We start from the raw sequence: 26,450 nt of genomic DNA on the forward strand, positions 1-26,450 counted from the left end.
CGCTACTCCAGCACCTTGTACGCATCCATCCCGCTCTGCTCGAACGTGATGCACCCCCGATAGACCTCGACGGCGGCATCCAGCAACGGAAGCACCGCCATCGCCCCCGTGCCCTCGCCCAGATGCATGCCCGCGGCTATGGGAGCGCGCAACCCCAGTTGGTCGAGCAAGACCCGGGCGGCCGGCTCTTGCGACACATGGCTCGCCAGCATGTAGCCGGCCGCCTGTGGGCAAAGCCTCCGCGCGCACAGGGCGGCAACGCAGCTGATGACGCCATCGAGCACCACGGGAACCCCGCATGAAGCCGCGCCCAGGTAGAACCCGCACATCGCGGCGATGTCGCAACCACCCACCGCGGCGATGGCGCCCACCACGTCGCGCGCGCAGGGATCGTTGACCTCCAGCGAGCGCGCGACCGCGAGGCGCTTGCGCTCGAGGCCGGCGGCGTCGAGGCCGGCGCCTCGGCCCACCGCCTCATCAGGCGCGATCCCGGCAAGAACACAGGCGAGCGCCGCCGTGGTGGTGGTGTTGCCGATGCCCATCTCGCCCGCCGCAAGCAGGCGCGCGCCCGCCGCCGCGCACGAGGACGCCGCGATATAGCCCTCGCGCACCGCGAACAGCGCCTGGGCGCGCGTGAGCGCGGGGCCCCGGGTGATGTCGCGCGTGCCCCTTACCGCGGCGCGCCCGCGCAGGCGCTCGTCGCGCACACGGGTCGCCATTCCCACATCGACGGGTACGACCGGGGCATGGGCGCAGGCTGCCATGCGGCAAGAGCTGGTCGAGAGCGCGAGCAGGTTGTTTGCGACGATCGCCGTCACCTCTTGGCCGCTCTGGGAGACCCCTTGCGCCACCACGCCGTTGTCGGCCAGAAAAACCACCAGGCAGCGCGCCGAGATATCGACGTCCCGAGTCCCCAGGGCCGCGGCGAGACGCTGCACGTCCTCCTGCAGCAGCCCCAGCCCGCCCAAGGGCATTGCGGCGGCATCGAAGCGGGCGCGGGCGGCGCGGGCGCACTCCTCGTCCGGCGCGGCTACGCCGGCAACCAGGCCCTGCAACCAGGCATCATCAGCGGCCGTGCGCGCAAGGCGCGCGCGAAGCTCGTCCTCGGCACGCGCGTAATCCGCCTCGAAGCGGCGCTGGTCAAGGTGTTCTCGCAAGACAACAGTCACGCGGCATCGCCCCCGCTCTCTTTAAATCGGCGCATCGCGCGGACCAGCGAGCGGGCCGCATCGATGTTGGAAGGATAATACACGTGCGGAAAGCCCGCGGCCAGGGTCGCCCCGTAGCTCATACAGGACCAGGAGCGGTCGCGCCCCGGTTTGGACGCACGGCAATCGCCCGCCTCGGCATCCGCCTGCCACCGGTGAAACTCATGCCCCCGCAGCGTCAAGGCTTTATCGCCGTACAGGCCGCCCGGCGGGCACTCCAGCTCTATGTAGCCGAATCTGCCGCGAGACGGCTGCCGGGACGACCCTCCGGGCAGGGCGCCCACCATGGGCCGGCACGCGCCCTCTTTGTCCGCGATCCGCTCGTTCAGATACAGATATCCGCCGCACTCGGCCACCACGGGCATGCCCGAGAGCACCGCGCGCGCCACCGCATCGCGCATGGGGGCGTTGGCGGACAGGCGCTCCGCGTGGAGCTCGGGGTAGCCGCCGCCCAACATGAGGCCGCATGCGCCCGCCGGCAGCGCCCGGTCGCGCAGGGGGCTGAACTCAACCACCTCGACGCCCAGGTCGCGCAGCACGCGGAGGTTCTCCTCGTAATAGAAGCAAAAGGCTTCATCGAAGGCGACGGCCATACGAAGGGGAACGTCCAGCATGCGCTCGACGACAAAGGGCGCGACGTCCGGGCGCGGGGCGGAGCGGGCGATGTCCAGCAACGCGTCCACGTCGACGGCGTCCTGCACGATGTCCGCCATGGCATCCAGGCGATCCTGCAGGCCTTCCACCTCATCGGCACCCACCAGACCAAGATGGCGGCTTTCAAGCGAGAACGCGTCGTGTTGTGGCACAAAGCCAACCACGGGCACGCCGCATTCGCGCTCGATGGCGCCCTTAGCGTAGCGGTACGCGCCCTCGCCCACGCGGGAAAGCACCACCGCGGCGACGCCCGCATCGTCGCGAAAGCGGCAGATGCCCTGGATGGTCGCCGCCAGCGTTAAAGACGCCCCGCGGGCCGGAACAACCAAAACGACGGGGGTCTGGGTGGCGCGTGCCACATGGTAGGCGCTCGCCGCGTCGCTGCCCGGGGCCATGCCGTCGTAGAAGCCCATGGCCCCCTCCAGCACGGCAACGTCCCGCCGCTCGGCACCGCGGGCCAGCAGCGCGCGAATCTGGGCGTCGGACGAGTAGAAACCGTCGAGATTGCCCGCCGCCGCACGCGACGTGCGCGCATGAAACAGCTGGTCGATGTAGTCCGGCCCGCATTTAAACGCCGCGACCGAGAGAGACCGCCGCTGCAGGGCGCGAATGAGCGCGCACGTAAAGACGGTCTTACCCGAGCCCGAAGCGGGGGCCGACACCATCAAACGGGGCGGCAGGGAGCATACGGAGTCCGTCATGAGCACCGCCCATGCTCGTCCGCGGCCGCGCCATAGCCCCCAAAGGCTCCCCCATCCGCGTCCACGCGGCCGTCCTCATCGGTCATCTGCGCGGCGATCAGGAACACCGGGTTGTTCGCGCGCATGAGATGATGCGACCCGGCGACCTGAGCACGAGCGACCGATACCTCGCACACCTCGAGGCCGCTGAAGCCGGGACCCCCCAGCAGCGCGACCGCGGACGAGAGGGTCTCCAGCGACACGCAGGGCACGCAGAGCCGCGGGCGGACGCCGGATGCGCGCAAGGTTTGGACGATATCCCCCAGCATCCCCGCGCTACCGCCGACAAAGACGGCGTCCGGCGCCGGGCACCCCTCAAGAACCTGCGGTGCCGCGCCCTCGACAACCCGCACGTTGCGCAAGCGGAAAGCGCGGATGTTGCGGCGGGTGAGTTCGACGGCCTCGGGGTTGCGCTCGAACGCGAACACGCGGCCCGCGGGACCAGCGACGCGGGCGAGCTCGACGGTGACCGAGCCCGTGCCCGAGCCGATGTCGTACACCACGTCGCCGCGCGCCACGCGCAGCTTGGAGAGGGCGACGGCGCGCACCTCGCGCTTGGTCATGGGAACGCGACCGCGCTCGAACGCCTCGTCGGGAATGCCCGGGGTGTCGAAAGGCCATGGGATGCCGACCTCGCGGGGAAACTCTACGAGCATCGAGGTGAGCGGGGCGAAGCTGCGATCGAGCAGGTCCGTTGCCAGGCCGGTCTCAATCGATTCGTCCTCATACGATAGGTTTTGCGCCACGGTAACGCGCGCATCGCCCCACCCGGCGTCGTCCAGGGCGCGGCAGATGTCGGACGGGCCTTGTCCGCCGGCAGTCACCACGTAGGCGGGACGCGTGGACGAGAAAAACTCGCGGTAATCGAGCTCGACGCCGTGGGCGGATAGGAAGCGCCAGTCCTGCCAGGGGCGGCCCAGGCGGGCGGCGAGCAGCGCGGCGGATCCGGGCGCGGGGTGCACCCGCACGCGGCAGCCCGCAAGCGACGACGCGCGGCGGATATGCTCGAGCAGCGACGTGGTACCGCTGAACATGCCCGTGTCCCCGCTCATGACCACGCATGCCCGCTGCCATGTCGCGCCTTCAAGCTCTCGCACTATATCCGCGGCCCTCACGGCGGAAACGCGCGGGGAGCTCGACAGGCTCGCGCAAGCGTCAAGCAGGCGCGGGGCACCTATAAGCAGGTCGCATTCCCCAACCAAGGCGCGGTTGGCAACCGGCATGAGGTCCAAGGCGCCCGGACCGGCGCCCACGATATCGATGCGCCTCATGAAAGCCCCCTGTATCCGCGCGGGGTCACCATGCGCCCGTCCGCCACGCGAGTGGCGGCGTTGCCGACAAAGACCGTCGTGAACATATCCGCCTCAAGCGACCCAATCTCATCCAACGTGCATATGCCGCTCTGCTGCCCCTCGCGACCAATCATGCGCACCCAACCGCACACCGTATCGGGTCCTTTGTGCCGCAGTAAAACCTGCACGGCGCGAGCCAGGTGGCCCGAGCGCTTTTTACTGCGCGGGTTGTACAGGGCGATGCAGAAGTCGCCCCAGGCGGCCGCCTCGATGCGGCGCTCGATATCCTCCCATGGCGTCAGCAGGTCGGAAAGGGAGATGACGGCGAAATCCTGGGCAAGCGGGGCCCCCAGCACGGCCGAGCCGCTCTGCGCCGCGGTGACTCCGCACACCACCTCGATATCCACATCCGGAAAGTCGGCGCCCAGCTCGAGCGCGGGCGAGGCCATGCCGTAGACGCCGGCGTCGCCGCTGCACACCAGGGCGACCTCGTCCCCGTCCCGAGCCAATTCGAGCGCGGCGCGGCAGCGCTCGACTTCGCGCATCATGCCGGTGCTCACGCGGCGCGCATCCGGATATAGGCCCTCGAGCAGGTCGATGTAGGCGGAATAGCCCACGATGGCGCCGCAGCGAGACAGCGCCCGATGTGCGGCGAGCGTCATGCCCTCGCCCGCGCCCGGCCCCAGCCCTACGATATACAACATGCCCATGACCTCAGGCCCCTATCCGCGGCGATTCGCCGCATCGTTGTTGAACGTGCAGGTAAACGCGCTGGCGGCTAGCGCCACCGTCACCCCGTCGAGCACCCGCTTGCGGCAGATGAGCCGACCCGAGCCGGAAGCGCAGACAGCCGCGCGCTCGCACACGCAGTCGACGCCGGTGACCGACTCGACAAACGAAGAGGACGAGAACGAGCCTCTCGCCTTTGCCAGGCGCTCCGCGGTGAAGAACTCGATGGCGAGTCCCGCCGAGCGCGCCCAGGAAAGCAGCCCCTCCTCATCCGCTTTCAAATCGATGGACGTCGCCCCGGCAAGGGCGCGCGAAGGCACCCCCGCCAGTTCGCAAGCGCTCTCGACCGCGCGGGCGATCGCCGCCTGGGACGTGCCGCGGCGGCAGCCGACCCCTACGTAGACGCAGCGCGGGACTATATGGAGGGCGGGCTCGCAAGCCAGCTCGCCGTCTTGCGGCAGCGCGCGCGGGCTCACCACCACCTGCGCGCGGGCGCGATCCTCCGTCAGGCTCACCCCGGCGGGGACGGCCCCCTCGACCGCTCCATCCGTAAACAGGGTCGCCCCCGCCCCCGACAGAAGGCTGGACGAGACCGAGCGGATGCGCTCTGGCTCGAGCACGTAGAACCCCCGCGAAGCCGCCCAGGAATCCGGCGCCCACACCCCGCGAATATCGGTCGCGGTGGTGACCACGGGCTGCGCGCCCAGACCGCGCGCCAATCGAATCGCCAGCGCGTTGGCCCCGCCAAGATGCCCCGAGAGGACCGGGATGCACCACGTCCCCGCCTCGTCGATTACAACCACCGCCGGATCGCTCGCCTTGGAGCGCACGTGCGGCGCGATCGCGCGGACGGCGATACCCGTCGCGCCGACGAACACAAGGGCATCCGCTCGATCAAAGCCCTCGCGCGCGAAGGCATCGAGCCCGCGGCGAGCCTCGCCGAACCCGCGCTCGTACGCGCAGTCCTCTCCCTCCAGGACATCGCGGGCGCGTAGCGCGACGCACTCGCCCGCGGCGGTGAACGCGATCAGGCGCACTCTCATGGGAGCACCACCGCCGTGGAGAAATACCCCAGCTTGTCGGGGACGTCGGGCGCATCCAGCCTTCGCAGCACCAGCTCATCCGGGCGCCCGCAATTACTCACCAGCCGCGTGCGCTCCAGCACGCCCGCCTCGCGCAGGGCGCATGCGAGCCCCTCGGCCTCGCCGCCCGCCTTCATCAACACCACGGTGCCGGATAGATCCGCCACCTCGCCCAGCGAATCGCGGCAGAGGGCCGGGACAATGTGGACGGGCAGCGCGGGATCGGGCGTGAGGTCGGCATCGAGCGCCGCCGCGACCGCGCAGAAGCTTGGGACGCCGGGTACCTGGCGCACGGTGAAGCCCTCGCCGCGAACGGCCGCGGCGATACGCTGGAACGTCGAGTAGATCGCCGGGTCGCCTAGCGTGGGCATGGCGACGTCGAGGCCCTGCTCCAGCCGCGAGACCACCAGCGCCGCCGCATCGGTTCGACGGGCATCCCTGGCGTCGTCCTCGCCGGCCATCGCGAAGGGAACCTCGACCACCTCATGGCAGGTCAAATCGACATTCGCGCGCACGATGCTCAACGCGAGCGAGGAGCCTGTGCGAGCGCGGGGGGCCACAACCACCCGGCACGCCTCGATGGTTCTAATCGCCTTGAGCGTGACGAGCTCCGGATCCCCCGGGCCCACGCCCACGCCGTATAGCGTCCCTTTACCCATGAGCGACCTCCCATGCGGCGAGCATCGCATCCGCGCCGGGAGTGCGAAACAGCTCGCCGTAAACGTTGCTGAATACTATGGCGGCTACTGACATCGCCCTGCCCGCGCGGCGGCCCAGTCGAATGGAGAGCGCCCGGGAAAGCGATTCGCACGTCGGCACGACCAGGCCCTCGCGCTGCAAGATCTCAAGGCCGGCGTCGGCGGTAGCGGCATCCATGATCTGCCGAACCCGTTCCGCGGGGGCACCGGACGCCGCCGCGTGGGCCGCCAGGATCTCCATGCGGGCGTCCGCCACGCGCGAATGGGTATCCATGATGCCGCCGCACACCTTGACCATCTTCCCGATATGCCCCACCACCAGCACGCGCTCAAACCCCTCGCGCGCCGCGCAATCGATGGCGGAGCCCATGAAGTTGGAGCAGGCGACAACGGGCACGGCGCCGATCCGCAGATTGCCGGACACGTAGTCCGACCCGTAGTTCCCCGGGACCACGACCAGGTCGCGCGCACCCAGGGCGGCGGCCTGGCGAATCTCGAGCTCGATGCTGTCGCGCAACGCCGACAGGCTACGGGGCTCGACGATCCCCGTGGTCCCCAGAATGGAAATACCGCCCACGATGCCCAGGTTGGGGTTGAACGTCTTGGCGGCGATCTCCTCGCCCATGGGGACGATGATGGTGACCTTGGCGCCCCGGTCCTGGTGCGCCTCTGCCAGCGCGTCCTCAACCGCTTCCGCGATCATCCGACGAGGCACGCTGTTGATCGCCGCGGCGCCCACGGGCTGATCGAGGCCCGGCTTGGTAACCCTGCCCACGCCGGCGCCGCCGTCGATCTCGATGCCCTCCGCGCCGGTCAGCTCGACGCGTGCACAGATCAGCGCGCCGTCCGTGGCATCGATGTCGTCGCCGCCGTCCTTTCGCACCGCGCACGTCACGCCGCTCGCATCGCGACGAGTCTCAACGACCTCGACCTCGATGCCCTCGCCGGCGGGCACCCGCACCGTCACGCTCGCGGGGGGCTCGCCGAATAGCAGGGCGCGAGCGGCGGCCCCGGCAGCGGCGGCGGCGCAGGTACCGGTGGTGTATCCCAGGCGCAGCCTCCTGTTCCCCGACCATATGTATCGCTCAAAGGCCACGGTCAGCCCCTACCCTGGTGAGCGGGGCGAAAAGCCGTCTCGAACGAAGGGTCGTACAGGCAGCTGCGCGGAACGTCGCCGGCGAGCACGCGGCCAACGACAACCAGGGCGGTCGAGCGAACCGCGTTATCCGCGCCGGTTTGGGCGAGCGTACCCACGGTGCAGCGCATGACCTTCTCGTCCGGCCACGTCGCCTTATAGACAATCGCCGCGGGCTCGTCCGCATCGCGTCCGGCGGCAAGCAGCTCCTGCTGCAAGCGGTCAAGATGGCCGGCGCTCAAAAAGATGACCATGGTTCCCCCGCGAGAGGCGAGCGCGGCCATGTCCTCGCCCTCGGGCATGGGCGTGCGGCCGGCGAGGCGCGTCAGCGTGACCGTTTGGCTGATGCCGGGGGCCGTAAGCTCGGTACGCAGCGCCGCCGCGGCGCCGCAGAAGCTCGAGACGCCCGGCACCACGTCGTAGGCGATGCCCATCTTATCCAGCGCGTCCATCTGCTCTTGAATCGCGCCGTACATGCAGGGGTCGCCCGTGTGCAGGCGCACCACCTCAAGGCCCCGCTCCTCGGCAGCCCGCATCCGGTCAAGCACCTCCTCCAACGTCATGGTGGCGCTGTCAAAGATCTCGCAATCGTCGCGGCACACCTCGAGCAAACGTGGATTGACCAGGCTGCCGGCCCATATGACCACGTCTGCCCGACGCAAGAGCGCGTCTCCACGCAACGTAATCAAATCGGGCGCGCCGCTCCCCGCCCCCACAAAGTGCACCATGCCGGCCTCCCATCGTCCCAATACAAGCCAATCGCATTGTAGTTCCACCACAGGGCGCGCACGCGCCCGGGCAAAGCCTCAACATAAGGCTTGAGCATATCTCAGTTAGGGCATAAACGAAACCTGCTATGATGGGCAACGTAAAGCCGCGTTTGCGGCAGCAGCCACATTAGGAGAGGGTCGGCGTGTCGCGGCGCCGGTTCAATCAGAGGGAATCAGGTGCGAATCCTGAGCAAGGGCCATTACTGTGTGAAAGCGCCGGCGCGCTTTCGAGCCAGGGCGCTCTGCCTTCTCCTCGCGGACTCGCTCCGCGGCGTCGCAGCCTCTGTGAACCCCGGAGGAGCGCACGGACAGACGGCCATGCAGACCCGCCGTCTCATCTTGTTATCGCGTTCCGCCCGGTCACACAATCGCTGCATGCGCTTCTGCCTCAGCGCATCGTGAATGAAGGGAACGCACATGACCCCCACCATCTCCCGCAGGTCCCTGCTCTCCGGCGGCGCCGCCGCCCTCGCCCTCGGCGCCCTTTCGGGCTGCTCGCAAAACAACGACGGAGCGGGATCATCCGGCGCGAGCGCGGCCGACGCCGCCAAGCCCGTCATCCTTGTAACCAGCTTCGGCACCAGCTATAACTCCACGCGCCACGTTACCATCGGTGCCATCGAGGACGCCATCCGCGAAAAATACGGCCGCGATTACGATGTCAGGCGCGCATTCACCTCGCAGATCATCATCGATAAGCTCAAAGAGCGCGACGGCATCGAAATCGACAACGTGGAGGAAGCGCTGGACCGCGCCAAGGCGGACGGCGTCGAGACCGTCATCGTCCAACCCACCCATCTCATGGCGGGCCTGGAGTACACGGATATCAAAGACGAGCTGGACAAGCGTTCGGACGATTTCAAGCAGGTTGCCCTGGGCGAGCCCCTGTTGGCAAGCGATGCCGACTACCAGGCGGTCGCGGAAGCGATTGCGGAGCAGCGCGCGAACCTGGACGATGGCACCTGCGCCTTTGTCCTGATGGGCCACGGCACCACCGCCGACTCCAACGCTGACTACGCCACCATGCAGCGGACCTTTGACGCCCTGGGCAAAAAGCAGTTCTTCGTTGGCACCGTCGAGGCAGAGCCCACCTGCGAGGACGTTATCGCAGGCGTGCAGGCGGCGGGCTATGCCAAGGCCGTCCTCTCGCCGTTCATGGTGGTCGCGGGCGACCATGCCACCAACGACATGGCAGACACCTCCGACCCCGATTCCTGGGCATCCAAGTTTACCGCAGCCGGCATCGAGACCACATGCCTGCTCGAGGGCCTGGGCCAGTACAGCGGCATCGATGACATCTACGTCGACCACGTCGCCGCGGCGATCGAATCCCTCTAATCGGCCCCGGCCCTCGCGTTTAAAGCCCCACCCTTAAAGAAAGGACGTCGAACTTGATTCGCTCCAACCTCCTCATTGTTCTTACCGCCTGCGCCGTCGCGGGCGCCTCCGGCCTTGCCGGCTGCGCGGGCGCCGCCTCCGATACCGCCGGCAGCGCCGCCCCCGTCGAGCAGGGTTACTCGTCCGCATCGACCAAGGACGGCGCCAAGGACGATGCAGCCTCAACGCCGCTGAGCGCCGCGGACCTTAATGATGGCGACTACGACATCACGGTGACCTCCAGCTCCAGGATGTTCAACGTCAAAAAGGCGGTTCTGCACGTCGCCGACGGATCCATGACCTGCACTATGACGCTAGGCGGTACCGGCTACGGCAAGCTGTTCATGGGCACCGGCGATGAGGCCGCAAGCGCCGCCGAGGACCAGTTCATCCCCTTCGTGGAAAACGCAGAAGGCGCCTATGAGTACACGGTCCCGGTGCAGGCGCTCGACGAAGAGACCGACTGCGCCGCCTGGAGCATCCGCAAGGAATCCTGGTACGACCGAACCCTGGTCTTCGAATCCGCGGACCTTCCCTCCTCCGCCTATAAGGCATAGCCTGACCCGACGCGCCGTGTGCACCGCCTCGCACCCGGCGCGTCCCTTTTTATCCTTTCGCCTCTAACCGCCATCGATGAGAACGGATGCCCATGAGCCGCTCTATCCGCACAGCTATCAGCCGCTTTTCTGCCGCGCTCGCGTTTCTGCTCGCCCTCTTGGCGGCAGGCCTCTCGCTCGCCGGCTGCTCGCGGGGTTCAAGCGAGCTGGACGGCACCTATCGAATAGGCGTGCGGCTGGAGGGCGGTACGGGGCGCGTCTCAATCGCATCGCCCGCCAAGTTGGTCGCCGCAAACGGGCAGTTGACGTTGGAGGTTGTCTGGTCCAGCGATTCTTACGACCTCATGGTGGTGGATGGGCAGGAGTACTCACCCGCATCAACCAAGGGCGGCTCCGTGTTCGACATCCCCGTCGACTCCGTGGACGCCACGGTCGAGGTCCAGGCGCGCACCACGCGCATGAGCACCCCGCACCTCATCGACTACACCATCGCGCTCGATAGCTCCAGCCTTGAGCAGGGCTCCCCCGACCAAGACGCGCCAAGCGCCGATAACGATGCGACCGATTCCGCCGACGCGGGCGAGGACTCCTCCCCGTACCGCGATATCGACCTGGGATGCGACCTAGTCCACACGGGCACCATCGAGCTCGCATATGCAACGCGTTTCACCGTGGACGAGTTCGAAGGGGGCTACCGGCTTATCTGCCTTGCCAACAAGGACCGCTTCCTCATAGTCCCGCAAGGCGCCAGCGCGCCACAGGGCCTGGATAAGGATATCGCCGTCATCACCGCCCCGCTCGAGCGCGCCTACCACGCGGCGTCGAACAGCGTCTGCCTCATCGACCAGCTCGGGGTCATCGATGCGATCGCAGCGACCTCCGTCAACCCCCAAACCTGCTCCATAGAGAGCCTGGTCGGCGCCGTCGAATCCGGGTCGTGCGCCTATGTGGGCTCATACAGCTCCCCGGACTACGAGCGCCTCGCGCAGCTTGGATGCACGGTCGCCCTGGAGAACACCATGATCGACCATAGGCCGGACACCCGTAAGAAGCTCCAGGACCTGGGTCTCATCGTGCTTACCGACCTCTCCAGCAACGAGCCCACTGCGCTGGGGCGCCTGGAATGGATACGCCTCTACGGCATGCTTTTTGGACGAGAAGCCCAGGCGGACGAGTTTTTCTCGAGCGCCTGCGAGAGCGTGGAGCGGGCTTCCCAGGGCAAGGGAACCGACAAGACCGTTGCCTTCTTCTATATCAACGAGGACGGGGCCGCCGTGGTTCGCCGCTCGGGCGATTACGTGTCGCAGATGATCTCCATGGCGGGCGGACAGACCGCCTTTAGCGACCTGGGCGATTCAGAAGACTCGTCCTCCGTCACCATGGAGATGGAGTCCTTCTACGCCCAGGTGCGCGATGCGGACTTCATCATCTACAACGCCACCGTCGATAACTCCGTCTCTACCATGTCCGACTTCCTAGCTAAAAACCAGCTGCTCGCCAACACCAAAGCCGCTCGAGAGGGCAATGTATGGCGTTGCACGAGTAATATGTATCAACAGATGACCAAGACGCCCCAGATTGTCTCGGACCTGCGTGCGATGCTGGAAGGCGCTGACAGCTCCCTCACCTACCTGGAGAAACTCTCTTGATGAATCTCACCCAGCCGTCCATGCACAAGCACTCCGGGCGGCGAACGGCAATCGTTCTCGCCGTGCTCGGCGTCGCCCTTATCGCCGCGATCGCCACGAGCGTCGCCATCGGCTCGACCGGCTACTCGCCCATCCAAATCATCCGCATCCTCGCCGCCGGTCCGTCCCCGGATGCCGCAAGCCAGATCATATGGGAGATTCGCCTGCCCCGCGCGATCGCCTCCACCCTGCTGGGCGGCTCCCTCGCGCTTTCCGGACTGCTTCTCCAGGTGTTCTTCGACAACCCCATCGCCGATCCGTTTGTGCTGGGCATCTCGTCGGGCGCAAAGCTCTGCGTCGCGCTGCTCATGATCGTGGTCATGGGCGCCGGCTCCGTCATGACAACCTGGATGTCCGTGGCGGCGGCCGTGACGGGATCGCTTCTCGCCATGGTGCTGGTGCTCGCGGTCTCCAGGCGCGTCCGCTCGCGGGGCACGCTCATCGTTGCCGGCGTCATGATCGGCTACATCTGCTCGGCAGCGACCAATTTCCTCATCGCGTTCGCGGACGATCAAAGCATCGTCAACCTGCACAACTGGTCGCTCGGCAGCTTTTCGGGCACGTCGTGGACGGATATCGTCGCGATCGCCCCCACGGTCGCAATCACCGCCGTCGCCACCTTCGTCCTCTCCAAACCTCTTGGAGCCTATCAACTTGGCGAGGATTACGCGCATAGCGTCGGCGTGAGCATTCGCGCGTTTCGCAGCGCAATCGTCATGCTCTCCAGCATCATGTCCGCCTGCACGGTCGCCTTCGCGGGCCCCATTTCCTTTGTGGGCATCGCCGCCCCCCATCTCGCCAAGCAGGCGCTAGGAACCTCGAAGCCCGTCGCCGTGGTCCCCGCCTCCTTCCTTATGGGCGCCCTGCTCTGCAGCGTTTGCGACCTTATCGCGCGCATGCTCTTCTCCCCAGTCGAGCTCAGCGTGAGCGCTGTCACCGCCGTACTGGGCGCCCCGCTTGTCATCTGGCTCATGATTAAGAAGCGGGGGCTGTAGCATGAATGCGCAAATCAACGGTTCCACCCGTCACCGTCAAGAACCGGCGGCCCCCCTTGCCGCCCGCAACCTATCCGCAGGCTACACCGCCCCTATCGTACAGGGTGTCGAGATCGACCTTACCGCAGGCACCCTCACCGCACTTATAGGCCCCAACGGATCCGGCAAATCAACCATACTCAAATCGCTCTGCGGCCGCCTGCGCCCCCTTGCGGGCACCGTCATCGTCGAGGGGGCAAAGCTCGCCTCCCTACGCGAACGCGACCTCGCCCGCACGCTCGCCGTCCATGACACCTCTCGCCCCTCTCCGGAATTGCTCACATGCCGTGATGTGGTGGAGGCGGGGCGCTTCCCCCACACCGGGCGCTTTGGCTCCCTCACGCACGCCGACCGCGATGCGGTCCAAGAGGCGCTTGCGCTCTGCCATATTGAAGATATCTCCGAACGGGATTTCGCAACCCTTAGCGACGGGCAGCGGCAGCGCGCGTTGATCGCACGCGCCATCTGCCAAGAGCCCCGCGTTCTCATTTTGGACGAGCCGACGTCTTATCTCGACGTCTCATCGCAGCTGGAAATCCTGCAGATGCTGCGCAGGCTCGCACGCACGCGCGGCATCTGCATCATCGCATCGCTGCACGAGCTCGCTCTCGCCCAAAAAGCCGCGGACCACATCATCGCCGTCGCCCGCGGAGGCATCGCCTTTCAAGGCTCCGCGCGCGAAGCCTTCACCCAAGAACATATGGCAAACCTCTACGGCATCGACCCTTCGTCGTTCAATCCAGCATTTGGCAGCTTCGAAATGGAGCGCCCCCGCGGCAATGCTCGGGTGTTCATCGTCGCGGGCGGGGGCTCCGGAGTCGAGGACATGCGAGAGCTTCAGCGCCGCGACGTGCCATTTGCCGCAGGGGTCCTGCATCGGGGAGATATAGATTGGTCGCTCGCAAGGGCCCTTGCAGCGCAAGTTATCGACACGCCGGCATTCGAGCCCATTGAAGAGCGCGCCATCATAGATGCGAAGGCGGTGCTCGAGGGCTGCCGCGCGCTCATATGGAGCCTCGAAGATACGGGAACCATCAACAGGCGCAACCGAGATCTGCTAGAGCACGCGAAAGCCCGCAACCTGCCCGTATATGCATCCACGACGGAGTTTTTCAACAGTCAGGAGCCCTATGGGCACGCCCCTACTTTCTAGCGTGGCCGTTGCGCCAGATCTCTCGTCCCAACCCCAGCGCAAGAATCAAAGCACTCGCATATCCCAGAAAGCCGATAACCGGAATGCCAAAGATAACCGGCTCGATTTTGGCGTAGTACACCACCGAGGAGCCAATGAACAATCCGGCGATGACAATCGACATGGACATGCGGTCGACAATGCCGCCAACATGGCGAAGCACCTCTTCGGACCCCATAATCTGGGTGTTGACCTTTAGCTGGCCGCGGGTCAGCATGCGCGTCGCCAGGCCTATGTGCTCAGCCGCCTCAAGCGTCCCCTTTGCAGCCCGCAAGCTCTCTGTGGAAAGCTCGCGGGCACCATCTTCGAGCCGTTTATAGGTGCTCTTCTCGTTCGCAATGTGGCTGCGAATGATTTGGATCATGTTCACATGCGGCATGTACTCGCTAAGAAGCCCCTCTAGCGTCACCATGCCCCTGGCGAACATGGTCACCACGCTGGGCAGCTCGACGTCGTTCTTGCGCGCTAGATTAACCAGGGATGTTAGAAACTCACCGATATCCAGATCCTTCAAATCAAGACCGGCGAAATCGGCGACGATGTAATCGAGATCATTCAGAAACGCGGCGTGGTCAAGCGCCCCCGAATCTCCGCGGGACACCGCAAAGCGCAGCAGCGAGTCCTTAAGCTTGGGAACATCGCCCTCGGCGACCGAGTAGATAATGTCCTTTACAATCAGACGATCGTGATTGGACATGCGACCGACCATGCCGAGGTCGATGAAGTACACCACGCCGTCCTTCACGATGATATTGCCGGCGTGAGGGTCAGCATGAAAGAATCCATCGTCCAAAACCTGCGTCGAATAGTCCTCCACAATACGAGAACCCAGCTGCTTAAGGCTATAGCCGGCATCGGTCAAAGCGTCTGGGTCGCTAATGGAGACGCCATCCACGTAATCCATAACCACAACGTGCTCGGTGCATAGCTTCATATAGGGACGAGGGCAGGAGATGCCCTTGGTTCCCAAGTGAAACTCGTAAAAGTCATCGAGGTTGCGAGCCTCCATGATGAAATTGGTCTCTTCGCGGAACGACTCCCAAAGCTCCTCGACCACATCATGCAAGTCGACGAATTGGTCCGTTTGAACAAAATGAGACGCGAGCCGCACAATGGAGCGCATGATGTCGATGTCTTGCGCCATAACCTGCTGCGCGCCGGGGCGCTGGACCTTGACGGCGACGTCTTCGCCCGTCACCAGCCGCGCGCGGTGCACCTGCGCCAGAGAAGCGCTTCCCAAAGGCTCCTCGTCAATCCAAGAGAAAACCTCGGACAGGGGCCTGCGATATTCGGCATGCAGGCAATCACGAACGATTGTATAGGGCACCGGGTCCACATCGGTGCGAAGCTTGCGCAACTCATCGCAAAAACGCTGGGGCAATATCTCGGAGCGATTCGCCAGAATCTGCCCCATCTTGACAAACATGGGGCCCAGCTCTTCAAGCAGGCAGCGCAAGCGGACCGGCGTAATGTCGTTCCACACCTCATATTTTCGGAGAAGCTTGAATATCTCGCCGATTCGCCAGCGCCTGCCGGCGGACGACAACTGGTACTTCTCGCCCGGAGCGATGACGGCCGGCTGGTCGGGAACCTCGTCCACCGCACGCTCATGACGATGAAAGACTGAGTCGCTGACGGACCGCTCCGCAGTGGATGCCTGACCGGCAGGCTGCCGGTCGCGGCCTTCGCCCTGCGGCGCCTCGTATTTGGTCTCTCTCTCGGTCAACGGTCCCTACTCGCCCTCCCCCTGCTCGACGGTCTCGGTTTCCGCGCCGGCATCACCTTCGGCGTCCTTATCCACGGACTCAACCGGAATATGAACGGTCTCGCTCTCGACCGCACGAACCAGATCTTGCACGTGCGCTAAGAACGCCGAGCGCTCGACCTCGTTAAGGTAGCGGACGCGTGCGAGGATCAGCTCATCCAAAACGCGCTCCGCCGCCGTCTCGCCCTTGGCACCCAAACGCTCCGTTGCATCGGTGAACATACCGCCCGCGCTCTCGAAAACGTCAGACATGGAACGGGCGAAATCCGGAGTCGAGGGGTCATGACGAACCTCCTCGCCCTTGGCGTTTAAATCCTCGAGAACCTCACGGCCCTTCTCTGCGGCGGTTGCGGCAACGCCGAAACCGATGTTGACCATACCGTTGACAAGCTCTTCGAATGTAGTTGCCATGATGTCCTCCTTGACCCTCGCCCAGCCGCGGTGCGGCCGGGGCGTACCATGCTGTGTCTTGTACCCCTCGCCGCTTCGATGCAAACAAAAATGCACGCGGCGCCCCATGGGAACCGCGTGCCGTTTGCGTTAATTGTCAGACATGGCAAAGCCGTTTCTCATCGACAGGCTCGTCGTGTGAAGCACTTTACCCAGCAGCGCGTCCGTCTGCTCGCGCAGGAAGCGCGCCATCCGATCGTTCGCCTGCTCCAGCGCGCGCACAAGCTCCTCGCCCGACGCGTCCGCAACCGCGCGGTCCGTTTCGCGAAGCATCTGATGCCCGCGAGCTCCCACCTTTTCCTGATAGCGCTCGATATGAGCCGCGTTATCGCGGAACCTCGCGTCTGCGAGCGCCGCAATCAGGCGATTCGACCAGTAGAAACTATCCGTCGTGACCGTCGCCGCGGTGTTGCACAGATACTCCGGAAGGGTGTCGACGTTCGCATAGAAGGGAACAAGGGCGTTGAACGGATTCGACCCAAACGCCATCCACTGAATAGCGCGATGGTCCTCGTCCATATACGGGCGCACCTGCAGAACCGCAAGCTGGCCGTTTCTGTTGATGCCAATGGGCCGGTACAGCGAGCGCGTCTCGGGAGTGCCGTGCTTTCCATATGGATCGTAAGGGGTCCCTTGGTAATGGGCGGAAAGGACGTACTTCACGTCCTCGATGGTCACCTTGCGCTCGGGAACGCGCGCCCACGGGATGTCATCGGACTCGGGCGTGTAGTCCGCAAAGGGACCCTCCCACACGTCATGTGGATTCAAGAAGCGCTGCATGTACCATGCGCGAGGCGTATTGTAGACATGGTCGCTATCTGAACGGGATCCAAACGCCTCACGAGGGTTGAAGATATCCTCGAAGCGGCCGGCGTCCAGAACAAAGACATCCTCTAGATCGTCCCCGTCCACGCCATCATCATCCAGGTCCTCGTCCAAATCCTCGATGTAGTCATCGTCCTCATCCTCGATCAACTCGTACTCGTCCTCAGAGAAGAACGCGTACTCGCCGCGGAGCGTGAGGTCGAGGTGGTTATCGGCCATCCATGCGCGCAAATCAGGGCTCGCCATATGCTCAAGCTGCTCGCCCTCCGCGTCGCCAAGATCGAACCAGTCGATACCCAGCTGGTTGGGCATGGTGACGTACATGTCGTCGGGCACGCGCTTTGCGATCCAGTGGTGCCCCCCAACGGTCTCGAGCCACCAAATCTCATCAACGTCGGAAAACGCGATGCCGTTCATCTCATAGGTGCCGTATTTCTCGAGCAGGGCGCCCAGACGCTCGACCCCCTCGCGAGCCGACCTGATGTATGGCAGGACCAGGGTAACAAAGTCCTCCTCACCTAAACCGCCCGGACAGGCGGGAACGTAGCCCTCTTCGCCCTCGACACCGCTAGCGGGGGTATACACAACCAAAGGGTCGGCGCCCAGAACGCGTTCGTTGCTGGTGATGGTCTCGGTAGCGCTCATGCCAACGTTGAGCTCGTTGAATCCCGCTGCCGCCCAAACGCCGTGGCCCTCTATGGCATCTGGAACCGACGTGTAGCGCATGGGCTCCTCGGGAAGATCGATGGTGAGGTGCGATTCCACGCTGGTATAGACGCGAGGCTGATCTTTGGGCAGGACCACCTGCATGCGCTTGGGCTCAAACTGCCCACCCGGAGAGTCCTCATTGCGAGCGACGATTGTAGAACCGTCATAGCTCGCATCTTTTCCTACAAGGATTGTGGTGCACGCCATGATTCCTCCTAAATCTATCGAATGGAGCCAACACGGCCCCGAGCCAAGTGTAGCGCCTTAGGGGGACATGAGGTAACAAAAACAGGGACGCCCAACGTTGATTGGGCGCCCCTGTCACATCCGCGCTATATACGTTGCTCGACGCTAAGACTAGCTAATCTTGCGAACGTTGATTGCCTGAGTCTCGCCGGGCTTCTTGCCGGGGCCAACCTCGAACTCGACGCGATCGCCCTCATCAAGGGACTTGAAGCCGTCCATCTGGATGGCGCTGAAGTGAACGAAGATATCGGACTTGGAATCCGCCGGAGCGTCATCGGGAGTGATGAAGCCGTAGCCCTTCTCGCGGAAGAACGATTTCTTAAGTGTACCGGTTGCCATGCTGCTAACCCTTTCTATCTGCCCCTCGACGAGCCGACGGCGCGCAAAGGCGCTTGAAAAAACAAGCACACGACTAATCGCCGTGTGCTGGCTCATATCATACTCCATTGCGACAAAGCGTTCTGCCACATTGCCGACAATCATAGTCTGATAATTGACTTACGCGTTCGACCTGCAGAAAAGTCGCTGACTCCTCATCAAAAACGAGTAATGGAAACAGGGTCGAAACAACGCGGCTATGCCTCGGCCTGCATGCGAGCGGCGGTCACCACGTTGCTCATAAGCATGGCCCTGGTCATGGGCCCCACGCCTCCCGGGACAGGGGTGATGGCGCCCGCCACGTTAAAGACCTCGTCGTAGTCAACGTCGCCGCACAACCTACCGTCCTCATCCCTATCCATGCCCACGTCGATAACGGTTGCGCCGGGACGAACCCAGTCGCCCTTGACAAGCCTGGCGATGCCGCAAGCCACTACCAGGATATCAGCGGAACGGCAGATTTCGTCCAGGTTTCGCGTATGCGAATGTGCTACGGAAATCGTCGCGTCACGCTCGAGCAGCATATGTGCCATGGGTTTTCCAACAATTGAAGAGCGCCCAACAATCACCGCGTTCTTGCCCGCCAACTCTATGTTGTACTCGTCCAGCATCGCCATGATGCCGGCAGGCGTGCAGGGACGAAGGCCGGACAACCCCCTTACCAGCCTGCCCAAACTCGTTGGATGAAATCCGTCAACATCTTTCAAGGGCGATATGGCCTCGATAATCTCCTCCGCATCCAAGTGCGACGGCAAGGGCATCTGAACCAAGATGCCCGCGATCTTAGAGTCGTCATTGAGGTTACGAACAAGCTGCAAAATCTCATCTTGCGATGCATCCGCGGGGAGTTTGTAGTCAAAGGATGAGATACCGCACTCCTCGCAATCGCGAAGCTTCGAGCGCACGTAGGTCGCAGAGGCTTGATCGTCGCCGACGAGAACCACGGCAAGGCCGGGATTCACCCCCGCGCGCTTAAGCGTCGCAACATCCTTGGCGGCCTCCGCACGCATCTTGGCGGCAAGCCCCTTTCCATCAATAACGGTGGCCATGATTATGCTCCTTACAGCAGCGTATCGTATACGTATAAAGACGGGCGGAGTCACCTCACGCCCGTCTCGCTTTGGAAGCCGTCCAGGTTACCCGAACGCTCCGCTATAGTCGCTCTTCAACTCCGTGCCCTGCACGAAGGATGACCGGCAACGGCGTCTTAGAACAAGCCCGTGATCACGCCGTCGTCGTCAACATCAATGCCCTCAGCCGCCGGGACCTTGGGAAGACCGGGCATGGTAAGGACGCTACCGGTAAGCGCGACAACAAAGTGCGCGCCAGCAGAAACCTTCAGCTCGCGCACGGTGATGCGGAAGTTCTCGGGTGCGCCAAGCATCGAGGCATTGTCGGAGAACGAATACTGCGTCTTGGCAACGCAGACGGGAAGATTGCCGAACCCGTTGGCTCGAAGCTCTGCAAGCTGACGCTTTGCCGCCGGCGTGAAATCGACACCGTCGGCACGATACACCTTAGTTGCAATCGACTCGAGGGCGTCAGCGATATCCGCACCATCTTCATAGGCAAAACGGAGCTCGCTCGGCTCATCGACCAAGCGCATCACCTCGTCAGCCAACTCAAGTGCGCCCTCGCCGCCCTTTGCCCACACCTCGGAGAGCTTTACGTTAACGCCGAGCTTCTCGCACTCAGACGCGATCAGGTCAAGCTCCGCCTCCGTATCGGAAGGGAAGCGGTTGATAGCGACCACGCAGGGCAGGCCGAACACCGACTGGATGTTGTCGACGTGGCGCAGCAGGTTGGGCAGGCCCGCCTTGAGCGCTTCAAGGTTCTCATTGTTTAGATCCGCCTTAGCGACTCCGCCGTTGTACTTGAGGGCGCGCGCGGTTGCAACGACCACTACGGCATCAGGCTGAATACCCGTCATGCGGCACTTGATATCCAGGAATTTCTCGGCTCCAAGGTCCGCGCCAAAACCCGCCTCGGTAATCGCGATGTCGCCAAAGCGCATGGCCATACGCGTCGCCATGACAGAGTTGCATCCATGTGCGATGTTGGCGAACGGGCCGCCATGCACAAACGCCGGGGTATGCTCCAATGTTTGGACGAGATTGGGCTTCAAGGCGTCCTTAAGCAGAGCGGCCATCGCGCCTGCAGCCTTAAGCTGCGAAGCGCGAACGGGCTCGCCCGCATACGTATAGCCAACCACGATCTCGCCCAAACGGGTTTTAAGATCAGAGATGGACGTTGAGAGGCAAAGAATCGCCATGACCTCGGAGGCGACCGTGATATCGAATCCGTCCTCGCGCGGAACGCCCTGTGCCTTACCGCCGATGCCATCGATCACGTGGCGCAACTGGCGATCGTTCATATCGACGGCACGCTTCCACGTAATGCGCTTAACATCGATACCAAGCTCGTTGCCCTGCTGGATGTGGTTGTCCAACATTGCCGCAAGCAAATTATTAGCCGCGCCGATTGCATGGAAATCACCGGTGAAGTGCAGGTTGATGTCCTCCATTGGGACAACCTGGGCCCAGCCGCCGCCAGCGGCGCCGCCCTTAACGCCAAACACGGGGCCAAGCGAGGGCTCGCGAAGGGCCACGGCGCTCTTCACGCCACGACGACGTAGTGCATCTGCCAGACCGATAGTCGTGGTGGTCTTGCCCTCGCCCGCGGGAGTGGGATTGATCGCAGTGACCAGAACGAGCTTTGCCTTATGGTCGCTCTCCTCGTTCAGAAGGGAATAATCGACCTTCGCCTTATCGAAGCCGTAGGGGATCAAATGAGATTGGTCCACCCCGGCGGAAGCTGCCACCTCGCTGATGGGGAGGGGCTTGACGGAATGTGCGATCTCGATATCGGTCAACATGTCGTTCCCTTCTGCTAATGAAAACGGATTCTTACAGGATACCCCGAATTGCTAGATATGGGAGGGTGGTTCCACATGTAGATGCTCAAACGCGGCCAAGGTGGCCACGCGACCTTGAGGCGTCCTTACGATAAGGCCGCGCTGCAAAAGATAGGGCTCGTACACATCTTCCAACGTTGACGGGTCCTCTCCTATCGCGCTCGCAAGCGTTGTCAAACCAACCGCCCTGCCCCTAAAGGTCTTACACAGGGTCTCAAGGATACGAATATCCATCCAATCCAGCCCAAGCTCGTCAATCTCAAAGAATTCAAGCGCTTCGCGTGTAATATCAAGCGTGATTGCGCCCGTTCCCCTGACCTGGGCGTAATCTCTTACGCGCTTAAGCAGGCGATTGGCGAGGCGAGGAGTACCGCGCGATCTGGAAGCAATCTCCTTAGCCGAGGGCAAATCTATGAGAACCCCGAGGATCGAAGCCGATCGAGAAACAATCTGAGCCAAATCATCGATGGAGTAGTAGTCCAAGCGGAAAGAGATACCAAACCTATCGCGTAAAGGACCGGTCAGCATGCCGGAGCGCGTGGTCGCGCCGACCAGCGTGAAACGCGGGATATCAAGTCGAATAGAGCGCGCTGCGGGACCTTTGCCAATGACAATATCGAGAGCGAAGTCCTCCATTGCTGGATACAACACTTCTTCGACCGAACGGTTGAGCCGATGGATCTCATCTATAAACAAGACGTCGCCGGGCTGGAGATTTGTCAGAATCGCCGCCAAATCTCCAGTCCTTTCAATAGCCGGACCCGAGGTTGTTTTGATCTGCGCACCCAGCTCATTGGCTACCACGGCGGCAAGGGTAGTCTTGCCCAGACCGGGAGGGCCCGAAAAGATAACATGATCGAGGCTCTCGCCACGACTTTGAGCCGCGGCGATCAGTATTCTCAAGCTTTCTTTGATATGGTCTTGACCACAATAGTCGTCAAGCATCTGCGGACGAAGAGTTCGCTCGACATCAAGGTCGTCGGACGTCAGGTCGCCCGTGACAAATCTACCAGCCTCTCGCATCGACCCGCCACTCGGTCGTCCCGAAGCGTTGTGAACCGCTTGCGTATCCGCCCAAAGATCCTGAGACTCATCAGCTTCCCACATCATGCATCCATCCCCAATCGCTTAAGGGCGCCCGCAAGCAAGTCTTCCACTCTCATAGAGCCATCAAAACCCTCAAGCGCAAGCTCGGCTTCTTGCGGGCTGAAGCCCATGGACAGAAGGGCGGCACGCGCGTCATCGAGCGAGGTGTCCGAAGGCGTTGCAACGGCGCCAAACGGAAGGGACGCGGGCGCGTCGGAGGGTACGAATCCCTTGTCCTTCGCAAAGACGCTTTTGAGTTCGAGAATGAGGCGCTGTGCCGTCTTTTTTCCCACCCCGGACACGCTCGACATACTCTTCTCGTCCTCTGCCATAACAATTGAGTACAGTTGCGACACGCTATATTTACTCAAAACCGCTAAAGCAAGACGAGGTCCAACGCCTGTAATGGAAACCAGGCGATCAAACATGGCCCTTTCCTCTTTAGTGGCAAAACCAAAGAGCGTCATCGCATCCTCTCGAACTTGCATTCTGGTATATAGCCTGCACTCTTTACCAATTTGGGGTAGCATCGCCGCCGTAGCGCCCGACACCCCCAGCTCAAATCCCACTCCAGACACATCGAGCACAACGGCGGCCGCGGTTGCCTCAAGCAATATTCCTCGAAGTTGCGAAATCATGAGTAACCGTTCCCTCTCTCAATCATGTAGGAGCCTTTGCTCAACTGAGCGGTACGCCGAAGATGCGTGTGGCAGATCGCGCACGCTAGGGCATCCGCCGCATGGTCCGGCCTTGGATCATGGTCCAAGTGAAGCAGCGTTCGAACCATATAGGCAACTTGTGCCTTATCCGCAGCGCCCGTACCAACCACTGCCTGCTTAATCTGCATGGGAGTGTATTCTCCAACTTCGACTCCGCATAATGAGCAGGCGACCAAGGCAGCCCCGCGCGCATGCGCAGTCGGTATAGCCGACCGCACATTTGCGCCAAAGTATACGCCCTCGATGGCAGCTTCTTCAGGATGGTAGCGCTCGACGACGGCATTCACGTCATCGGCGATATGACGCAAGCGAACGGCCAAGTCGCTACCCGCGGACGTCTTGATGCACCCGTAGGCCCGGCACCTCACTTGGCCTGATCGCTCCTCTATAATCCCCCATCCCGTATTAGCGAGCCCCGGATCTATTCCTAGAACAATCATTCGCTACCTTCCAATTCGAACGTTTGTTCTACTATATCATGGGTTCGCAAACAATCGTCCTAATTTATTGAGAAGAACGGGAAATCAGACGGGTGCATTCCTCGGGGAGTCGGAATCCCCTCCAGATGCGCTTGCTCGGAACCTTTCGATGCGTGGTTCCCAATTTGCCCCGGCATGCCTTGAACCGCCGTATCAAGGTCATCCGCGTATGCTCGCTGCCCTTCTTGGCCGCCTTCCATCATCGAACGAAGTTGCTCCGGGCTGATGCCAAGCATCCCTCCGATAAGCCCAGCGATCTCCTCGCGCATCCTACGCCCGAATTGCTCGCCCTTCTTCTCGAACCTATGAATTTCATCGAGCGCAAAACCATCTGCCGATAGAGATTCCTGACCATCGCGCCCCATATCGGACCAAGCAAGCTGCGAAGGCCATGCTCGCTCGCTAAACGACCTGGACGACACTATCGGATAGGGAGCCATCCGCCTTCTATCGACCTCCCCTGCTCTCATCATCAGCAGCAACAAGGCGACGGCGTCCTCGTCCGAACGAGCAAGACCAATATCTTCAAACACCCTGCCTTGGTCGACGGCAGCCCTTAAAACGTCATCGACTTGAGAAGCATCAAGCTTGTAGAAAATCTCCGCGGCATGCGCAGCCCTATCCCTGTCCTCAACTCGCCCGTGTATCGCGTCGTACAGAACCCGAGACATGGCAGCTTCAACTTCAGAGAGCGAAACGAGCGACGAAGGCAAGACTTCGGACACCCTATTTCTATATCGAGCAACAAATTCAAGATCCGTAAGAAACACGTCGCCAAAAGGAGCTAGCGAAGCAAATCGATATCTATCAACACGCTTACCCGGCAGCGAATAGTCGGTCTTGGTCAAAGGACTCAAAATAACCGCACCATACTCATCAGCCAGATCCTCAAGAATAACCGAGACCGCAAGGTTCTCGCTACGAGCGGCATTTGGATAAGACCGATCCCTATCAAAGCTCTCGGTAAGAAAGCCTGCCGAACGCGTTACTAACCGAATATGAAGACTAGCCGACAAATCTCTAACCAGGCGACGTCGCAAAGATTCCTTCTCAACCTGTTCGGGAGCAATCGCATCATCTCTTTCGACAAGAAGGCCAATCACGTTACGAGATCCAATTGAATCGACTGCAAGCACAGCGAGCAGGCTGGAAGCGAGGCTCCCATCCAACTCGACTACAACTCGACGAGAACCGTAAGAAGAAAGCGAGTCGCGCAAATAGATCTGCAAAGCATTCCAAAGCCACTCTTCCTTATTAAATCTAAAGTCATCAGAAATGGCGACCTCGGGTAGCAGAGTACCTCGCACAACGTCTTGGATAAGAAGCGCCTCTTCAAATGAAGGAGCCGCGCTAATGAGCCGAGCAGATTCATCTAAGAAATAGGAGCCGCCGGTATAAACGGATTCATCAAAAGAACCGACGGGACACACCGCTGCAAGCCATATACCACGATCCCGCACCGCCTTGCAGAGCGAACCCTCAATAAGCCCAGAAACTCCCGCAGTAGAGCAATCATCTTGGTTAAACGAACTAGCCTGGAAATAGACAAGGACATCGCAGCCCTGAGGCAGTAAAGGAAGATCTCTTTGAGCGTCAAAGGAAACAGCAACCCGTAATCCGCCAACTTCAAAAATCGGAGGAGCCCAGATGTCGAGAGCGGAGCCTTCACGCTGATGCATAGAAAAGAGCCTGCTGGGAATTACGCGGCCCTCTTTCAACAATATCACGTCGAAAAGAGGTGCCCCGTCAATAGATACAACAAAAGGGACGAGAATAGTCAGTTCATCCCCTGAGAAACAAGAGGCAAGTTCCAACAAGCTCCGCATAACATCGTGCTCAAAATTGCGGTTATCAATAAGCAAGCCAGGAGCAACACCGCAAAACAACGGAGCGGGAACGCAGAGAAGCTTAGCATCATGAGTGATTGCGAGACGCGATTGCTCCTTGATTCTGGAGCAGATAGACTCAATATCGCCTAGCCGAACATCAAATTGAGCAATTGCGATTTTCAAAGTTGTCACCTCAAGATAGGTACACAGTGGAAATTAAGCACCATTTTAAAACGTCAAAGCGCTCGATACAAAAATAGCCGCCCTTTCGGGCGGCTAGTAAACACTAAGAATTAAAACGTCGCTTTCCACAAACCGTGAAGATTGCAGTAAGCATAAACCGTGCCCGACTTAACGCCACCGGCAAAGAAGGTAGCGGGCGTCTGCCCCGGCTTAAGGTAATGAACTTCGAGGCGATCATCAGCCTCAAGCGCAACCCATTCAATAAAGTGCTCATCAGTCATCGGGTGCTCAACTTCGCCAACAGTGACATGAATAATATGACCGTCACGCTGCAGATCGATAGAAGGAACATGCTTCTCAACCGCAGCATCAACCGAATTTGCCTCTACAAGAGAATAACCAGTAGGGACAACAGCGTTATCAGTAATCGCAATCACGAAATTAGAAGTATCGTCAGCCTTAAAAAATTGAGCCATAGGAATCTCCTTAACTAATTAGGGCTAATAACCAACGAAATTATTATGCCCAGTTGAGAAGTAGCCAATCATCAATCACCGCATCCCAACATATTGGTCACTTATGAGCCACCGCATCAAGACTTTTGAGATGGTAAATAAAGAAGACAACGCGCACCGGAAAAGAAAAAAGCGGGCCCCGAGGGCCCCGCTCCGCACCGACGTGAAAGTGCCGTCCACCGGTCAGCGGCGCCCTG

General features: G+C 61.9%; 24 protein-coding genes. 5 read left to right on the forward strand and 19 right to left on the reverse strand.

The window, feature by feature from the left end; genetic code table 11:
- Positions 1 to 2: 2 nt before the first annotated feature.
- From B3H65_RS01025 to cobM, 8 genes are read right to left on the reverse strand one after another with little or no spacing between them, the layout of a single operon-like run.
- The gene (locus B3H65_RS01025) at positions 3 to 1,169 is read right to left on the reverse strand and encodes a nicotinate-nucleotide--dimethylbenzimidazole phosphoribosyltransferase (RefSeq protein WP_259298282.1); all 1,167 of its coding nucleotides are present in this window, start codon (positions 1,167 to 1,169) and stop codon (positions 3 to 5) included.
- A complete protein-coding gene (locus tag B3H65_RS01030; RefSeq protein WP_286683780.1) occupies positions 1,166 to 2,563 on the reverse strand; it encodes a cobyrinate a,c-diamide synthase in 1,398 nt (465 codons plus the stop codon). The genes B3H65_RS01025 and B3H65_RS01030 overlap by 4 nt, the downstream gene beginning before the upstream one ends.
- On the reverse strand, positions 2,560 to 3,873 hold the full coding sequence (gene cbiT, locus B3H65_RS01035) for a precorrin-6Y C5,15-methyltransferase (decarboxylating) subunit CbiT (protein WP_286683781.1): 1,314 nt from the start codon (positions 3,871 to 3,873) through the stop codon (positions 2,560 to 2,562). The genes B3H65_RS01030 and cbiT overlap by 4 nt, the downstream gene beginning before the upstream one ends.
- On the reverse strand, positions 3,870 to 4,604 hold the full coding sequence (cobJ, locus tag B3H65_RS01040; protein WP_270481352.1) for a precorrin-3B C(17)-methyltransferase: 735 nt from the start codon (positions 4,602 to 4,604) through the stop codon (positions 3,870 to 3,872). The genes cbiT and cobJ overlap by 4 nt, the downstream gene beginning before the upstream one ends.
- A gap of 12 nt (positions 4,605 to 4,616) precedes the next feature.
- Entirely contained in the window at positions 4,617 to 5,666 is a 1,050-nt protein-coding gene (locus B3H65_RS01045; protein WP_286683782.1) for a cobalt-precorrin 5A hydrolase, read from the reverse strand.
- Positions 5,663 to 6,364: a precorrin-2 C(20)-methyltransferase gene (gene cobI / locus B3H65_RS01050; protein WP_286683783.1), complete on the reverse strand. Its 702-nt coding sequence runs from the start codon at positions 6,362 to 6,364 to the stop codon at positions 5,663 to 5,665. Before cobI ends, B3H65_RS01045 begins: the two co-directional genes overlap by 4 nt.
- Positions 6,357 to 7,499, reverse strand: a complete 1,143-nt coding sequence (cbiD, locus tag B3H65_RS01055) for a cobalt-precorrin-5B (C(1))-methyltransferase CbiD (protein WP_286683784.1) — start codon at positions 7,497 to 7,499, stop codon at positions 6,357 to 6,359. The genes cobI and cbiD overlap by 8 nt, the downstream gene beginning before the upstream one ends.
- A 2-nt stretch (positions 7,500 to 7,501) precedes the next feature.
- Complete coding sequence (gene cobM / locus B3H65_RS01060) at positions 7,502 to 8,266, reverse strand: precorrin-4 C(11)-methyltransferase (protein ID WP_278563583.1); 765 nt, start codon at positions 8,264 to 8,266, stop codon at positions 7,502 to 7,504.
- Between the two features lie 459 nt (positions 8,267 to 8,725).
- Here cobM and B3H65_RS01065 point away from each other — a divergent pair, with 459 nt between their 5' ends.
- From B3H65_RS01065 to B3H65_RS01085, 5 genes are all read left to right on the forward strand, one after another.
- Complete coding sequence (locus tag B3H65_RS01065; protein WP_286683785.1) at positions 8,726 to 9,646, forward strand: sirohydrochlorin cobaltochelatase; 921 nt, start codon at positions 8,726 to 8,728, stop codon at positions 9,644 to 9,646.
- Positions 9,647 to 9,699: 53 nt separating this feature from the next.
- On the forward strand, positions 9,700 to 10,242 hold the full coding sequence (locus tag B3H65_RS01070; RefSeq protein WP_286683786.1) for a hypothetical protein: 543 nt from the start codon (positions 9,700 to 9,702) through the stop codon (positions 10,240 to 10,242).
- Positions 10,243 to 10,334: 92 nt separating this feature from the next.
- The gene (locus B3H65_RS01075; protein WP_286683787.1) at positions 10,335 to 11,891 is read left to right on the forward strand and encodes an ABC transporter substrate-binding protein; all 1,557 of its coding nucleotides are present in this window, start codon (positions 10,335 to 10,337) and stop codon (positions 11,889 to 11,891) included.
- Positions 11,891 to 12,925: a FecCD family ABC transporter permease gene (locus B3H65_RS01080; RefSeq protein WP_286683788.1), complete on the forward strand. Its 1,035-nt coding sequence runs from the start codon at positions 11,891 to 11,893 to the stop codon at positions 12,923 to 12,925. Before B3H65_RS01075 ends, B3H65_RS01080 begins: the two co-directional genes overlap by 1 nt.
- A gap of 1 nt (position 12,926) precedes the next feature.
- Positions 12,927 to 14,117 (forward strand): ABC transporter ATP-binding protein, encoded by a 1,191-nt coding sequence (locus B3H65_RS01085; protein WP_286683789.1) that lies wholly within the window; start codon positions 12,927 to 12,929, stop codon positions 14,115 to 14,117.
- Here B3H65_RS01085 and B3H65_RS01090 read toward each other — a convergent pair.
- The 11 genes from B3H65_RS01090 to B3H65_RS01140 all read right to left on the reverse strand — a co-directional run bounded on the left by B3H65_RS01090 (position 14,107) and on the right by B3H65_RS01140 (position 26,214).
- Positions 14,107 to 15,882 (reverse strand): ABC1 kinase family protein, encoded by a 1,776-nt coding sequence (locus tag B3H65_RS01090; RefSeq protein WP_286683790.1) that lies wholly within the window; start codon positions 15,880 to 15,882, stop codon positions 14,107 to 14,109. The genes B3H65_RS01085 and B3H65_RS01090 overlap by 11 nt on opposite strands.
- Before the next feature lie 6 nt (positions 15,883 to 15,888).
- A complete protein-coding gene (locus B3H65_RS01095) occupies positions 15,889 to 16,332 on the reverse strand; it encodes a hypothetical protein (RefSeq protein ID WP_286683791.1) in 444 nt (147 codons plus the stop codon).
- 129 nt (positions 16,333 to 16,461) lie between these two features.
- On the reverse strand, positions 16,462 to 18,111 hold the full coding sequence (locus B3H65_RS01100; protein ID WP_286683792.1) for a C69 family dipeptidase: 1,650 nt from the start codon (positions 18,109 to 18,111) through the stop codon (positions 16,462 to 16,464).
- A gap of 150 nt (positions 18,112 to 18,261) precedes the next feature.
- Entirely contained in the window at positions 18,262 to 18,489 is a 228-nt protein-coding gene (locus B3H65_RS01105) for a cold-shock protein (RefSeq protein WP_040362770.1), read from the reverse strand.
- Positions 18,490 to 18,725: 236 nt separating this feature from the next.
- Positions 18,726 to 19,577 (reverse strand): bifunctional methylenetetrahydrofolate dehydrogenase/methenyltetrahydrofolate cyclohydrolase FolD, encoded by an 852-nt coding sequence (folD, locus tag B3H65_RS01110; protein ID WP_286683793.1) that lies wholly within the window; start codon positions 19,575 to 19,577, stop codon positions 18,726 to 18,728.
- A gap of 158 nt (positions 19,578 to 19,735) precedes the next feature.
- On the reverse strand, positions 19,736 to 21,403 hold the full coding sequence (locus tag B3H65_RS01115; protein WP_117680189.1) for a formate--tetrahydrofolate ligase: 1,668 nt from the start codon (positions 21,401 to 21,403) through the stop codon (positions 19,736 to 19,738).
- A 51-nt stretch (positions 21,404 to 21,454) separates the two neighbouring features.
- Entirely contained in the window at positions 21,455 to 22,549 is a 1,095-nt protein-coding gene (ruvB, locus tag B3H65_RS01120; RefSeq protein ID WP_040362749.1) for a Holliday junction branch migration DNA helicase RuvB, read from the reverse strand.
- Positions 22,549 to 23,166, reverse strand: a complete 618-nt coding sequence (ruvA, locus tag B3H65_RS01125; protein ID WP_286683794.1) for a Holliday junction branch migration protein RuvA — start codon at positions 23,164 to 23,166, stop codon at positions 22,549 to 22,551. The genes ruvB and ruvA overlap by 1 nt, the downstream gene beginning before the upstream one ends.
- Complete coding sequence (gene ruvC / locus B3H65_RS01130) at positions 23,163 to 23,687, reverse strand: crossover junction endodeoxyribonuclease RuvC (RefSeq protein ID WP_009141605.1); 525 nt, start codon at positions 23,685 to 23,687, stop codon at positions 23,163 to 23,165. Before ruvC ends, ruvA begins: the two co-directional genes overlap by 4 nt.
- 59 nt (positions 23,688 to 23,746) lie before the next feature.
- Positions 23,747 to 25,738 carry a hypothetical protein gene (locus B3H65_RS01135; protein WP_286683795.1) on the reverse strand — a complete coding sequence of 664 codons (1,992 nt, stop codon included), beginning with the start codon at positions 25,736 to 25,738 and terminating at the stop codon, positions 23,747 to 23,749.
- 110 nt (positions 25,739 to 25,848) lie between these two features.
- The gene (locus B3H65_RS01140) at positions 25,849 to 26,214 is read right to left on the reverse strand and encodes a desulfoferrodoxin family protein (protein ID WP_286683796.1); all 366 of its coding nucleotides are present in this window, start codon (positions 26,212 to 26,214) and stop codon (positions 25,849 to 25,851) included.
- Positions 26,215 to 26,450: the final 236 nt, after the last annotated feature.

This window comes from Collinsella sp. UBA1693 (genome assembly GCF_002320115.1).
Lineage (GTDB): Bacteria > Actinomycetota > Coriobacteriia > Coriobacteriales > Coriobacteriaceae > Collinsella > Collinsella tanakaei.

Bases quoted from the DNA above. Each gene is read 5' to 3' on its own strand.
- B3H65_RS01030 (WP_286683780.1), bottom strand. From the start codon at position 2,563: ATGACGGACTCCGTATGCTCCCTGCCGCCCCGTTTGATGGTGTCGGCC.
- cbiT (WP_286683781.1), bottom strand. From the start codon at position 3,873: ATGAGGCGCATCGATATCGTGGGCGCCGGTCCGGGCGCCTTGGACCTC.
- cobJ (WP_270481352.1), bottom strand. From the start codon at position 4,604: ATGGGCATGTTGTATATCGTAGGGCTGGGGCCGGGCGCGGGCGAGGGC.
- B3H65_RS01045 (WP_286683782.1), bottom strand. From the start codon at position 5,666: ATGAGAGTGCGCCTGATCGCGTTCACCGCCGCGGGCGAGTGCGTCGCG.
- cobI (WP_286683783.1), bottom strand. From the start codon at position 6,364: ATGGGTAAAGGGACGCTATACGGCGTGGGCGTGGGCCCGGGGGATCCG.
- cobM (WP_278563583.1), bottom strand. From the start codon at position 8,266: ATGGTGCACTTTGTGGGGGCGGGGAGCGGCGCGCCCGATTTGATTACG.
- B3H65_RS01065 (WP_286683785.1), top strand. From the start codon at position 8,726: ATGACCCCCACCATCTCCCGCAGGTCCCTGCTCTCCGGCGGCGCCGCC.
- B3H65_RS01075 (WP_286683787.1), top strand. From the start codon at position 10,335: ATGAGCCGCTCTATCCGCACAGCTATCAGCCGCTTTTCTGCCGCGCTC.
- B3H65_RS01080 (WP_286683788.1), top strand. From the start codon at position 11,891: ATGAATCTCACCCAGCCGTCCATGCACAAGCACTCCGGGCGGCGAACG.
- B3H65_RS01085 (WP_286683789.1), top strand. From the start codon at position 12,927: ATGAATGCGCAAATCAACGGTTCCACCCGTCACCGTCAAGAACCGGCG.
- B3H65_RS01095 (WP_286683791.1), bottom strand. From the start codon at position 16,332: ATGGCAACTACATTCGAAGAGCTTGTCAACGGTATGGTCAACATCGGT.
- B3H65_RS01100 (WP_286683792.1), bottom strand. From the start codon at position 18,111: ATGGCGTGCACCACAATCCTTGTAGGAAAAGATGCGAGCTATGACGGT.
- B3H65_RS01105 (WP_040362770.1), bottom strand. From the start codon at position 18,489: ATGGCAACCGGTACACTTAAGAAATCGTTCTTCCGCGAGAAGGGCTAC.
- folD (WP_286683793.1), bottom strand. From the start codon at position 19,577: ATGGCCACCGTTATTGATGGAAAGGGGCTTGCCGCCAAGATGCGTGCG.
- B3H65_RS01115 (WP_117680189.1), bottom strand. From the start codon at position 21,403: ATGTTGACCGATATCGAGATCGCACATTCCGTCAAGCCCCTCCCCATC.
- ruvB (WP_040362749.1), bottom strand. From the start codon at position 22,549: ATGTGGGAAGCTGATGAGTCTCAGGATCTTTGGGCGGATACGCAAGCG.
- ruvA (WP_286683794.1), bottom strand. From the start codon at position 23,166: ATGATTTCGCAACTTCGAGGAATATTGCTTGAGGCAACCGCGGCCGCC.
- ruvC (WP_009141605.1), bottom strand. From the start codon at position 23,687: ATGATTGTTCTAGGAATAGATCCGGGGCTCGCTAATACGGGATGGGGG.
- B3H65_RS01140 (WP_286683796.1), bottom strand. From the start codon at position 26,214: ATGGCTCAATTTTTTAAGGCTGACGATACTTCTAATTTCGTGATTGCG.